Origin of the sequence: Amycolatopsis sp. NPDC051106, from assembly GCF_040682775.1 — a bacterium.
Classification (GTDB): Bacteria; Actinomycetota; Actinomycetes; order Mycobacteriales; family Pseudonocardiaceae; genus Amycolatopsis.
On the sequence record NZ_JBFBBQ010000159.1, the window covers coordinates 1 to 11,357 of the forward strand.

An 11,357-nucleotide genomic window follows, 5' to 3' on the forward strand; every position below is an offset into this window, starting at 1 on the left:
GGCGAGCGGGGCCCCGCTCGCCCACCCGGTTTCCGGGTTTTCTGCCGCCCTGCCAGGCGTGGGAGCACAGTGTCTGCGGCTGCGGTGCCCGGGACGGTGACCGTCTGCTCGCCCAGCGCGGCCATGATTCCCTCGGCCAGCTGCTCGCCGATGCGGGGCGCGTGGGCCTTGGCGATCCCCGTCGGCCCGCCGCAGCGGGAGAGGATTTCCAGCACGGCTGGGTGGCTGATCCGCGGTCCGATGACGTGTTCGAGGGCGGGGTGGATGCCGGTGAGCAGGCCGCGGCTGCGGCTGCTGAGCCGGGTGGCCCCGCCGGCCAGGTCGTCGTCGAACCCGACCAGCACGTCCAGTTCGGCCAGGGCTTCACCGAAGTGGCCACGCGCAGCGGGCTGTCCGTCTCGACCGCCCGCCGACTGACCGGCGAACTCCGCGCGTGGGGCAGGCTGGAGCGCCTGGAGGACGGCCGCTACCGGATCGGCATCCGATGTGGACGATCGGCGCGCTCGCCCCGCGGCAGTGCGACCTGCGCGAAGCCGCGCTCCCCTCCATGCACGACCTCTACCAGGCCACCCAGGAGAACATCCAGTTGACCGTCCTGGACGGCACGGAAGCGCTGTGCACCGAGAAGATCTCCAGCACCAGGACGGTCCCCACCCTGACGCACGTGGGCGGGCGGCTGCCCTTGCACGCCACCGGGGTCGGCAAGGCGATCCTGGCCTTCTCCGGCCCGGACCTGCTCGCCACCGTGGCCGTCACCGGCCTGCCGCGGATGACCCCGAACACGATCACCCGGCCAGGCCGGCTCGCCGCGGCGCTGCAAGAGGTGCGCCGGACCGGGGCCGCCTGCTCCTACGAGGAAATGACCCTGGGCGCGGCGTCCGTCGCCGCCCCGGTCCTGCGGCTGGACGGCCGGGTCCGGGCCGCACTCGGCATCGTGGCCCACTCACGCGCCGCCGCCGTCGACCGGCTCGCCCCGGCGGTGCGCACCGCGGCGCTGGGCGTCGCCCGCGCGGCGAACTGAGCCGGAGTCACCACCGGTCCCAGTGCAGAACTTCGTCGACCGGGACCCGGGGTGCCGGCCGGAAGTCCGTCCCGACGGTGTGCGCGACCGGGATCACCGCGGCCTGCATCACCGACTCGTACGGAATGCCCAGGAGTGCGGCGACTTCCGGTTCGACCGGCATGTTCCCCGTCGTCCACACCGTGCCGAGGCCGTGCAGGCGCGCGGCGAGCATGAAGCTCCACACCGCGGGCAGCAGCGAGCCCCACCGGCCCGCTTGACGATTCGCGTCGAGGCCGTCGGTGCGGCCCTCGATGCACGGCACCACCAAGGCCGGCGCGCGGTGCAGGTTCTCCGCCAAGTGACGCAGTCCGCTCCAGACCCTCTCCATCGAGCCCGCCTTCACGGAGACGCGGCGCTGGTCGTCCGGGGACATCGGGGTGCTGTCCCGGCCGAGGCCGCGGCGCCAGAGCCGGGCCAGCGCGGCGCGGCGGTCCGGATCGGTGACCACGACGAAGTGCCAGCCCTGGCGGTTGCGGCCGGTCGGCGCCTGCAGGGCCAGTTCCACGCACCGGCGCAGGACGGCCGGGTCGACGGGCCGGTCGAAGTCGAGCCGGTGCCGCACCGCGCGGGTGGTGCTCAGCAGTTCTTCGGCCGTGAGAGCGAGCTTGTCCACGACACACCTCCTGGGGTTTCCGCAGCGGGCTTCCGCAGGCGTGCTGTGGCCGCGGCCGCGAGCAGGAACACGACGGCCTCGTAGCCCATCGCCGCGTCCAGCGCCCCGGCGGCGTAGACGATCCCCGCCAACGCCACGCCAAGCGTGCCGCCGAGCTGCTGCGCGGTCGGCAGCAGCCCCGACACGGAACTGGCCACCGGCACCGGAACCCGGTTCAAGACCAGGGAAAAAGCCGAGGCGGTGAAGACCCCGAACGCGAAGCCACCGGCTCCCAGCACCGTCCAGAGGACCGGCGCCGGCCCGGCCAGCGCCGGGATGACGAGCAGTGACACCGCGGCCAGCCCGGCGGACGCGGCGGCGAGCGCCGCGGCGCCGAACCGGCGTGCCGCGGTTTCGGCGACGGCGCTGCCCAGCAGGGCGCCGACCGCGTACGGCGCGACGGTCACCGCGGTCACCAGCGGGTCGCGGTGCAGCGCGCCCTGCAGGTGCAAGGAAAGCAGCAGGCTGAAGGACGGGATCCCGGCGTTGAAGAGGAACACCGCGCCGATGCCCCACCGGGTCCTCGACGCGGTCAGCGCTTCCGGCCGCACCAAGGGGTAGCGGACTCGGCGTTGTGCCGCGGCGAAGGCGGCGAGCAGGCCCAGCCCGAGGGCCAGGCTCGCCCACGTCCAGGCCGGCCAGCCCGCGTCCTGGCCGAGGGTCAGCGGCAGCACGAGCAGGACCAGCCCGGTCAGCGACAACGTGGCTCCGACCGGATCCACCCGGCTCGCGTCCGCCGGGCCGCGCCCGCCGGGCAGGATCCGGACCAGGGCCAGCGACACGACCCCCACCGGCACCGGCAGGGCCAGTGCCAGCCGCCAGCCCAGCCCGAACGGGTCCAAGTGCAGCAGGACGCCGCAGCACAGCGGACCGGCCAGCGACGCCACGGCCATCGTCGCCCCGTAGCGGCCCAGCACCCCGGCCCGCCGGTCGGCCGGCACCGCGGTCTGGATCAGCGACAGGATCTGCGGCGCGACCAGGCCGCTGCCGGCGCCCTGCACCAGCCGGGCGACCACGAGGGTCCCGACGTCCGGCGCGGCGGCCGCGGCCAGCGACGCCAGCGTGAACACGGCCGTACCGGCGACGAACACCCGCCGGTAGCCGAACCGGTCGCCGAGCCGCGCCGCGGTGATCAGCACGCAGGCGTAGGTCAGCGTGTAGCCGACCAGCGCGAGCTGTCCCGCGCCCGAGCCGGCGGCGAGGTCGTGGCGGATGCGCGGGACGGCGAGCTGCATCACGGTGACGCTCATCAGCTGGACGAAGGTCCCCGACAGCAGCACGGCTTGCGCGGCGGGCCTCATGCCTGCTTCGCGATCCGGCCGAGGAGTTCGGCGAGCTCGGCGGGGCCGGTCAGGAACGGTGAGTGCCCGCCGGGCAGGGAGTGCACCGCGAACGGGCTCTCCGGGGTGAGGCGGTCCGCTTCGGCGATCATCAGGTCCTGGGTGGTGGGCGGCAGCGCCAGGTCGTCGGTCAGCCGGATGTAGCTGCGCGGGACCTGGCCCCACCGCTTGGCGGTCACCGGGAACGCCCCGGCGAGCGAGGCCACCGGTTCGTCGGGGTGCAGCGTCAGGCGCCACCCCGGCCGGTCCGCGGGCCAGTCGGTCAGGAACGCCCGCCGGATCGCCTCGACTTCGGCGGGATCGGGCGAGAGCGGGTTGATCCGGAAGGCACCGATGACGTCGGGGTCGCCGGTCCGGGGTGCGTGGGCGGCGCCGGCGTTGACCGGGTCGGCGACGTAGTCCCCGAAGCGCGGCCGTCCGGCGGGCACGAACGCCGAGAGGTAGACGAGGTGATCGACCAGATCGGGGTGCCGCTCGACCGCGGCCGAGGCCGGGCCGCCGCCCGCGCTGTGCGCGACGAGGACCACGCGGGTGAACCGGCGGCGCACCTCGGCGAGCTCGGCGATCAGCGCGTCGACGAGCACCTCGGGGGTCAGCGCGGCGAGCGCCGAGGGCTCGGTGGCGAGCCCGGGCTGGCCGGGCCGGAGGTACCCGGACGGCAGCGGCGCGGTCACGCCGTGCCCGGGCAGGTCGACGGCGACGCCGACGGTGCCCTGGGCGGCCAGTGCCCGCTGGGTGGCGGCCCAGTGCAGTGAGGAGTGCCAGGCACCGTGAACGAGCACGCAAGCGGTGGTTTCAGTCATGAGGCCACTCCACCGCGCCGCACGCGGGCTATCCACTTTCATATCTGAATCAACCTCCCTTGATATCCTGAACGTATGGAGTCGCGTCACCTCCGCTACGCCCTCGCGCTGGCCGAGCACCAGCACTTCGGCCGCGCCGCCGCGTCCCTCGGCATCGCCCAGCCGCCGCTGTCCACCCAGATCGCGGCCGTCGAACGCGAGGTCGGCGAGCGGCTGTTCGACCGCACGCCCCGCGGGGTGTTCCCGACCGCAGCAGGCACCGCGTTCCTGGCCCGGGCCCGGCGGGCGCTGAGCGAGATGACGGCCGCCGCGGTCGAAGCCGGCCGTGCGGCCCGCGGCGAAACGGGTCAGCTGCGCATGGGCTTCATCGGCTCGGCCCTGCTCGACCCGCTGCCCGGTGTGCTGGGCCGGTTCCGCAGGGCCCGGCCGGGCGTCCGGCTCGACCTGCGGGAGATGAACAGCCCGGACGGGACAGCGGCCCTGGTCGCGGGCGAACTCGACGTCGCGGTCGGCCGCGGCACCCCGCGCGGCGCGGGCGTGGACGGCCTGGTGACCGTCCCCATCGGCGCCGACCACCTGGTCGCCGTCGTCGGCACCGCCCACCCCTTCGCCGGCCGCTCGGATATCCGGCTCGACCAGCTCGCGGCCGAGCAGCTGATCATGTCGGCGCCCGCGGAGGAACCCGCCGTGGCCACGCGCCTGCGCGACCTGTTCGGCGCCGGCGCCGCCGCGCTGGACGCCGCGACGATGTCCCGTGACGTCCACACGATCATCGGGCTGGCGGCGTGCGACGTCGGCGTCGGCCTCGGCCCGGCCCGGATGCGGCTGGTCGCCCGCAAGGACGTCTGGTTCTGCGACATCGCCCCGCGCGTCCGCCTCCCGGACCTGCAACTGTCCTTCCGCGCGGCCGACGACTCCCCGGTGCTCGCGGCGTTCCTGGACGTCGTCCGCGCCAACTGCGCCGAAGTCGGCTCCCGCCTTGACGACGTCCTCGCCCGCCGCGAAGCCCGGTCGGTCAAGCCGTAGTCACCTGCTGTGGACACTCTTCCGCCGCCGAGTGGCCACGCGGTGTTGGCGAAACCGAACGCACCACCGACGAAGCGGGGATCCGCGTACTGCGGCACGGTCGAGTTCGTCAGCACCGTACAGCCCGATCCACGACAGCTCCGTGGACTTCCTCCGCGTGCGCTACGAGGTGGGTCCCCGACGAGAAGCTGACCCGCCACTCCGGCATCGAGTACGCGCGGCGCAAGTCCCGTGGACCGCCTCACCACGGGCGCCGACCTGCTGCGGTGGCTCGAGCGAAGAGGGCAACCCACCGCGTCAAGACCGGCGGTTGACGGTCGGCACCGCCGATCGAGGGGGCGCGCCGGCGACCGTCCTTTCCGGACCGCCCGCGTCGACGCCGATCTTCTCGGCCAGATCACGGGAAACCGGCTTCGGCCCTCCACACCGGAAGATCCTTCCGTGGCAAGGAAACAGAGCCACCGTCAGGCAGCGTTGATTTTGCCGTGCAGCGCCCTGAGTGCGAACTGGTACCCGCGCCAGCCGGCGCCGGTGAGGTGGATCGTCGCGAGCTCCGCGAAGATGTCGGGGCGGCGGCCCCGCTCGTAGGCCCAGAACTGCCCGATGTGGACAATGGCGATGGGCAGCCCGGTGTCGTGCAACCCGTCGTACAGTGACCAGCCGTAGTAGGTCAGGCCCGCCGGATTGAGCACGACGCCGTCGGCTGTGTCCTGCCGATCGTGCAGCCAGTCGACGAGGTCCCCCTCGGTGTTGGACTGGACGTGCTCGACCTCCACTCCGAGTGTCTTGGCGGTCGTGTCCACGTCGGCGGTGATGTCGGCAAGGGTGTGGTGACCGTACTTTTCGGGCCACCGCTTGCCGAGCCGGTTGATGTTGGGTCCGTGCATGATCAGGAACTTCACGGTGCTTCCTCCAGGTTGGTCCGCCACGGCCGAAGGGCCCACCCGGCCGCGTCCAGGCAGGAGGCGCCGGCGCGCGCGGCACGCCGTGCCGCCTCCTCGGGTGACAGGGCGTCGAGATCGTCGGAGAAGACTTCGACCGAAACCGGGCAAGCGAGGCCGTGCCGGCGCAGGGCGCTGAGCACCCCGGCCGGGTCGCCCGCCCCGTCGCCGGGCAGGCGGCGGTGGTGGCGGGCCTCGTGCCTGAGGTCGCGCATCGGCTCGGCGAGCACGTCACACAGCTGGACCGACGTGATGCGGTCCGGGTCGATCTTCCCGAGGTCCGGCGGTTCCGCTCCGGATCGGTCCCAGTGCCACAGGTCGATGAGCACGCCGCCGTTCTCACGCTCCGCCCCGGCGACGATGTCCCAGGCGCGGCCGAGGGTCGGCACCGCGCTGTACGGCATGAACTCGAGGCCGACGAGGATTCCGCGGCGGCCCGCCCGGTCGCACAGGCCACCGAACCCGGCGATGAGGTCTCCGACCGGGTGGTCGAAGAGCATCGGAACGTTCAGCTGCCGGTACCCGATCGTGTCCGCCACGGCGAACAGCTCCTCCTCGATAGGCAACGGGACCGGCGCGGCCCAGTCCCAGATGTGCTCAAGCTCCATGACGCGCATCCCGTGCTCGTCGAGCAGGTCACGAAGCCCGGCCCCGGCGGAGCGGCAGTCGTCCAGCCGCAGCCCGATTCCGCCGAAACCGGCCGCTTCTGCCGCTCCGATCCGGCTGCGCGGACTCGCGTGCCGCAAGGTGTTCGCGCTGCAGGTGAGACTCCTCACGGCTCGCCCACCACCGGGGGCAGCTGCGAACCGGCACAGACGTGCAGGACTTCACCGGTGATGTTGCGGGCTCGCTCCGAGGCCAGGAACGCGACCGCGTTGGCGACGTCGACCGGTTCGACCAGACGTCGCAACGGGGTGAAGGCGGTGTAGCGCTCGACCATTTTCGCGAGGTCGTCGACGTCGGTCCGGTGCCGGTTGAACGGTGTCAGCACGAAACTCGGCGCGACCGCGTTGGCTCGCACCCCCAGCGGCCCGAGCTCGACGGCCATCGCGGTGGTGAGGCCGACGAGCGCGGCTTTCGAACTGGCGTAGGCGGTGTTGGCCGAGCCTCCGGACCAGGCTCGTGAACTGATGTTGACCACCGCGCCCGAGCCCTGCTTCCGCCAGAAGGGCACCGCGGCGCGCGAAAGCAGCATGGGTCCCTTGACGTTGACGTCCATGGTCAGGTCCCAGTCGGACTCGTCCATGGTCTCCAGCGCGTGCACCCGTTCGATCCCCGCGCTGTTGACCACCACGTCGAGCCGCCCGAACCGGCCGCCCACCTCTGCGACCATCGCCTCGACGTCCGTGGCTTCGGTGACGTCGGCGGCCAGCGCGACCGGTGGGCGTCCCGGTGGTCCGTCCACTTCCGCGGCCGCCTTGACTGCGGTCCGGTCGCGGTCCACGAGCACGACTTGGAACCCGTCCTCGGCGAGCACCCGGCCGATGACCGCGCCGAGAGCACCGCCCCCACCGGTCACGACGGCGACGGGTGCCTCCAGGTACTTCGTCATCCACTTACCTCCGGTCGAATTCGGCTGAGGGAACACGGAAGGTCTCGCGTCCCGCGAGCACCGCGATCGCGGACACCGAGCAGATCGCCGCGGTGTAGATCGCCACCGGCACCCAGCCCCCCGGCGAATGCCCGGCGATGCCCGCGGTGATCAAGGGGGTCAGCCCCGCGGTGGCGAACCCGAACTGGGTACCGACCGCCATGCCGGACAGCCGGACGCGGGTCGGGAACATCTCGGCATAGGTGGCCGGCCACACGGCCACCGTCGCCGCGTACGCCACGCCGAGCAGCGCCACTCCGGTCACCACCACCAGCACGGGCCTGGCGGCCGAGATCGACGCCAGGAAAAGGGCGGTGAGCACAGCGCTGCCGGCGATGCCGCCGACGAAAACCGGCTTGCGGCCGACCCGGTCCGACACCAGCGCCAACAGGGGCGCGGTGACGACCGCGAGACCGTTCCCGCCCGCGGCGACCCACAGCATCAGGGTCTTGTCCAGGCCGACGCCGTAGCTCGAATCGGTCGCGAACGCGAGGGCGAACACCGCGAACACCGTTCCGACATTGGAGATCCACGCGGCGAAGAACACCCGGAGCACCGCACCGCGGTGGTGGCGGAACAGTTCGACCAGCGGCGTGCGCGGCGTGGCGCCACGCTGCTGTTCGGCGACGAACGACGGAGTTTCGGGCAATGTCCGGCGGACCACCAGCCCGACGACGAACATGACAGCGGACAGGAAGAACGGGATCCGCCAGCCCCACGAGTACAGCGCGCGGTCGTCCAGCCAGGCGGCCAGCGGGATGAAGACCGCGCTCGCCAGCACCTGCCCGGCCTGGGTGCCGCCCAGGGTCCAGCTGGTCACATAGGCACGCCGGTGGTCGGGCGCGTGCTCGAAGGACATCGAGTTCGCTCCCGCCTGCTCGCCCGCGGCCGAAAGCCCCTGCATCAGCCGAAGCGCGACGAGCAGCACCGGCGCGGCCAACCCGATCTGGCCGTACCCGGGCAGGCACCCCACCAGGAAGGTCGACAGGCCCATCGACACGAGCGTCAGCACGAGAACCTTCTTGCGGCCGAGCCGGTCACCCAGGTGCCCCATGAAGAACGCGCCCACCGGGCGAGCCAGGTAGCCCACCCCGAACGTCGCCAGCGACGCGAGGGTGGCCGTGGCCGGATCCCCCGGCGGGAAGAAGACGTGGGGGAAGATCAGCGCCGCCGACGAGGCGTACAGGAAAAAGTCGTAGTACTCGAGCGCGCTTCCGGTCCACGCGGCGATCGCGGCGCGTTTCGGGGTCCGCTCGGGGTGCGCGGCCGGCCGCGGATGGACGTCTTCGGCCATCGTCGATTCAGTCATCGTACGTCCCAACACGAAGGGTCGTGGTCGAGACGAAAGCTACGATCAGGAGGAAAAATGTGGCAAGCGTTTGCCACTATTTGCCAGCGATGGCTAGGCTGCGCTCGTGGAACGAGGAAACGGGCACCGGTGATGGCGCGTCAGGAAACCGGACCTGAGCGGCCGCGAGTGACGACGCTGGCCGACGTCGCCGCGGCTGCCGGGGTCGCCGTCTCGACGGTGTCCCGCGCGTTCTCCCGCCCCGGCCGGGTCAACTCCCGGACGCTGGTCCACGTGCACGAGGTGGCGACGCGGCTGGGCTACCGGCCGAACCAGGCCGCTCGTGCGCTGGGCTCGGGCAAGACGTCGATGCTGGGGCTGGTCGTCTCCGATATCACCAACCCGCACTTCTTCACGCTCATCCGGGGCGCCGAGCGACAGGCGTCGGCCGCGGGCTACACCCTGATCCTGGGCGACACCCAGCAATCGCCCCGGACCGAACGCGAGGTCGTGGACCGCACTCTCGGCTCGGTGGACGGCCTGCTGATCGCCGCCAGCAGACTGCCCACGTCCGAGCTGCGCGCATACGCGGCCGACAAGGCCGTCGTCCTGGTCAACCGGGAGGCCGAGGGCATCTCCAGCGTCGTCACCGATCACACCGAGGGACCGCGGCAGCTCGTCGGGCACCTGCATTCCCTCGGTCACCGCGGTGTGGTCTTCCTCAGCGGACCACGGGAGTCGTGGTCGGGCGCCAAACGGTGGGCCGCCATCGACCGCACCGCCCGCGAACTCGGGATGTCGGCCACCCGCCTGGGGCCGTTCCCGCCGTCCATCGAAGGCGGTCCGGCCGCGGCCGACGCGGCCATCGGCACGCACGCGACCGCCGTGATCGCCCACAACGACCTGCTGGCCATCGGCATCCTCCGCCGGCTGGCCGAACGGGGCGTCGACGTGCCGGGGCAGGTGAGCGTCGCCGGCTTCGACGACATCTTCGGTGCCGACTTCTGCACCCCGCCCCTGACCACGGTGGCCGCGCCGCTCGAAGACGCCGGTCGCGCCGCCGTCGAGTTGCTGCTCCAGGCGAGACGCCCGGGCAAGACCTCGGCCCAGCGGCTCGTCGTGCCCTCCCATCTGAAGATCCGGCAGTCGAGCGGCCCGGCTGAGGAGCGGGCGTGACCGGGGACATGATCGTGGACTGTCACGTGCACGTGTTCGACCCCGCGCGCTTCCCCTACGAGGCGAACACGTTCTACTCCCCCGCCGGACCGGAACTCGGCACACCGGAGCGGCTCACCTCTCTGCTCGACGCCCAGGGCATCGCGAACGCCTTGCTGGTCGGCCCGAACTCGGGCTACGGAGAGGACAACCGCTGCCTGCTGGACACCCTCCAGCGAGGCGCCGGCCGGTACCGCGGCATGGCGGTCGTCCCCATCAGCACCTCGCGAGCCGAGCTCGCTGAGCTCCAGGCCCGCGGGATCGTGGGAATCACCCTCAATGCGGCATTGCTCGGCACCGACCGCTACGCCGACGCCGGCCGTCTGCTGCGCGACCTCGCCGCGCTCGACATGATCGCCGATGTACAGGTGACGGGGAATCAGCTTCTCGAACTTTCCCCGGTGCTCGAACCCTCCGGTGGCCGCATCCTCGTCGACCACTGCGGCCGGCCGGACCCGGCCGCGGGGCTCGACGCCCCCGGCTTCCGCAAACTGTTGCGCTGGGGCCGGACGGGGAGGGCGTTCGTCAAGCTTTCGGGCCTGGCCAAAGTTTCTCGCGAGCCCTACCCCCACGAGGACCTCGAACCGTTTGTCCGCGCGTTGCTCGACGAATTCGGTTCCGGCCACTGCGTGTGGGGTTCGGACTGGCCCTTCCTGCGCGCATCGGAACGCATCGACTATGCCCCGCTCCTCGATCTTCTCACCCGCCACGTCAGCGACAGCGATGACCGGCAGCGGATTCTTTGCGCCACGCCGCGCCATCTGCTGGGCTTTTGACTCGCTAGGGTGAACCGCGATCTCGCGACTCAGCCGGGCGCGTTCGGCAACCGAAACCGCCTGGGCCGCGATCGCCGAGGTGCGTTCGATCTCGCGGTCGCCGAACGTCCCGTCTTCCCGCGGGGCGATGGCGAGGACGCCGAGCGGTTCCCCGTCCCGGAGCAGCGGGACGGCCGGCACCCGCCGCACCTTTCGGTGAGGTCAGGAGCAGGTGGTGGGTGCGGGTCGCCCGGCGAAGCGGTCGCCCAGCCAGGCGAGCGCGGCGGGCAGGCCGGCGGTCTCGCCGGCGATGTGGTCACCCGGCATGAGCGCGAACACGGTGCCGACGCCGGCGGAGCACCAAGCGCGGTTCAGGGCCTGTGCTTGGCCGAGCGGCACGATTTCGTCGAGGGCGGCGTGGTACTGGAACACGGGCACGGTCGGCGCCGGGCGGGCGCCACGCCGGATCCGATGTCGCGCCGGGAAGCGTTCCCTCTGCTGCACGGCCGCGCGGACATCACGCGGAATCGGGGGCCCAGCAGCCAACTGCCCGCGGAGCCGTTCGTGCTGGCCCCGGCCAGACGGGCGCCTAGGGCGTGTCCTGTAAGTGATCCAGCTGCGGTTCGGTTGGATTGCGGACGTGGTCGGTCGCGGTGAGTTGACGGATAAGGCGTGGGCGGTGA

At 72.2% G+C, this 11,357-nt stretch carries 13 protein-coding genes and 1 pseudogene; 5 read left to right on the forward strand and 9 right to left on the reverse strand.

Features of this window, described 5'->3' with window-relative positions:
- Positions 1-365: pseudogene (locus AB0M83_RS47175) on the reverse strand (IS110 family transposase); the annotation flags it as partial.
- A gap of 6 nt (positions 366-371) precedes the next feature.
- On the opposite strand from AB0M83_RS47175, the gene AB0M83_RS47180 reads away from it, so the two are divergent.
- A complete protein-coding gene (locus tag AB0M83_RS47180) occupies positions 372-590 on the forward strand; it encodes a hypothetical protein (RefSeq protein WP_364528942.1) in 219 nt (72 codons plus the stop codon).
- Positions 485-1,021 carry an IclR family transcriptional regulator C-terminal domain-containing protein gene (locus tag AB0M83_RS47185; protein WP_364528909.1) on the forward strand — a complete coding sequence of 179 codons (537 nt, stop codon included), beginning with the start codon at positions 485-487 and terminating at the stop codon, positions 1,019-1,021. Before AB0M83_RS47180 ends, AB0M83_RS47185 begins: the two co-directional genes overlap by 106 nt.
- 7 nt (positions 1,022-1,028) lie before the next feature.
- Here the strand turns inward: AB0M83_RS47185 and AB0M83_RS47190 are convergent, their stop codons facing one another.
- Genes AB0M83_RS47190 through AB0M83_RS47200 form a run of 3 tightly spaced genes read right to left on the reverse strand, consistent with a single transcriptional unit; the run spans position 1,029 to position 3,858 of the window.
- Positions 1,029-1,676 carry a nitroreductase family protein gene (locus AB0M83_RS47190; RefSeq protein WP_364528912.1) on the reverse strand — a complete coding sequence of 216 codons (648 nt, stop codon included), beginning with the start codon at positions 1,674-1,676 and terminating at the stop codon, positions 1,029-1,031.
- On the reverse strand, positions 1,640-3,016 hold the full coding sequence (locus AB0M83_RS47195) for an MFS transporter (RefSeq protein ID WP_364528915.1): 1,377 nt from the start codon (positions 3,014-3,016) through the stop codon (positions 1,640-1,642). The genes AB0M83_RS47190 and AB0M83_RS47195 overlap by 37 nt, the downstream gene beginning before the upstream one ends.
- Positions 3,013-3,858 carry an alpha/beta fold hydrolase gene (locus AB0M83_RS47200; protein WP_364528918.1) on the reverse strand — a complete coding sequence of 282 codons (846 nt, stop codon included), beginning with the start codon at positions 3,856-3,858 and terminating at the stop codon, positions 3,013-3,015. The genes AB0M83_RS47195 and AB0M83_RS47200 overlap by 4 nt, the downstream gene beginning before the upstream one ends.
- A 75-nt stretch (positions 3,859-3,933) precedes the next feature.
- On the opposite strand from AB0M83_RS47200, the gene AB0M83_RS47205 reads away from it, so the two are divergent.
- Positions 3,934-4,884: a LysR family transcriptional regulator gene (locus AB0M83_RS47205; RefSeq protein ID WP_364528921.1), complete on the forward strand. Its 951-nt coding sequence runs from the start codon at positions 3,934-3,936 to the stop codon at positions 4,882-4,884.
- A 464-nt stretch (positions 4,885-5,348) separates the two neighbouring features.
- Here the strand turns inward: AB0M83_RS47205 and AB0M83_RS47210 are convergent, their stop codons facing one another.
- The 4 genes from AB0M83_RS47210 to AB0M83_RS47225 are packed head-to-tail and all read right to left on the reverse strand — an operon-like array spanning position 5,349 to position 8,710.
- Positions 5,349-5,786: a type II 3-dehydroquinate dehydratase gene (locus AB0M83_RS47210; RefSeq protein ID WP_364528924.1), complete on the reverse strand. Its 438-nt coding sequence runs from the start codon at positions 5,784-5,786 to the stop codon at positions 5,349-5,351.
- Positions 5,783-6,601: a sugar phosphate isomerase/epimerase gene (locus AB0M83_RS47215; RefSeq protein WP_364528927.1), complete on the reverse strand. Its 819-nt coding sequence runs from the start codon at positions 6,599-6,601 to the stop codon at positions 5,783-5,785. The genes AB0M83_RS47210 and AB0M83_RS47215 overlap by 4 nt, the downstream gene beginning before the upstream one ends.
- The gene (locus AB0M83_RS47220) at positions 6,598-7,377 is read right to left on the reverse strand and encodes an SDR family NAD(P)-dependent oxidoreductase (protein ID WP_364528930.1); all 780 of its coding nucleotides are present in this window, start codon (positions 7,375-7,377) and stop codon (positions 6,598-6,600) included. The genes AB0M83_RS47215 and AB0M83_RS47220 overlap by 4 nt, the downstream gene beginning before the upstream one ends.
- A gap of 4 nt (positions 7,378-7,381) precedes the next feature.
- The gene (locus AB0M83_RS47225) at positions 7,382-8,710 is read right to left on the reverse strand and encodes an MFS transporter (RefSeq protein WP_364528945.1); all 1,329 of its coding nucleotides are present in this window, start codon (positions 8,708-8,710) and stop codon (positions 7,382-7,384) included.
- Positions 8,711-8,893: 183 nt separating this feature from the next.
- On the opposite strand from AB0M83_RS47225, the gene AB0M83_RS47230 reads away from it, so the two are divergent.
- Both AB0M83_RS47230 and AB0M83_RS47235 read left to right on the forward strand, forming a co-directional pair.
- Positions 8,894-9,880: a LacI family DNA-binding transcriptional regulator gene (locus tag AB0M83_RS47230; protein WP_364528933.1), complete on the forward strand. Its 987-nt coding sequence runs from the start codon at positions 8,894-8,896 to the stop codon at positions 9,878-9,880.
- Complete coding sequence (locus AB0M83_RS47235) at positions 9,877-10,695, forward strand: amidohydrolase family protein (protein WP_364528936.1); 819 nt, start codon at positions 9,877-9,879, stop codon at positions 10,693-10,695. Before AB0M83_RS47230 ends, AB0M83_RS47235 begins: the two co-directional genes overlap by 4 nt.
- A 201-nt stretch (positions 10,696-10,896) precedes the next feature.
- Here the strand turns inward: AB0M83_RS47235 and AB0M83_RS47240 are convergent, their stop codons facing one another.
- The gene (locus AB0M83_RS47240; RefSeq protein ID WP_364528939.1) at positions 10,897-11,178 is read right to left on the reverse strand and encodes a lipase family protein; all 282 of its coding nucleotides are present in this window, start codon (positions 11,176-11,178) and stop codon (positions 10,897-10,899) included.
- Positions 11,179-11,357: the final 179 nt, after the last annotated feature.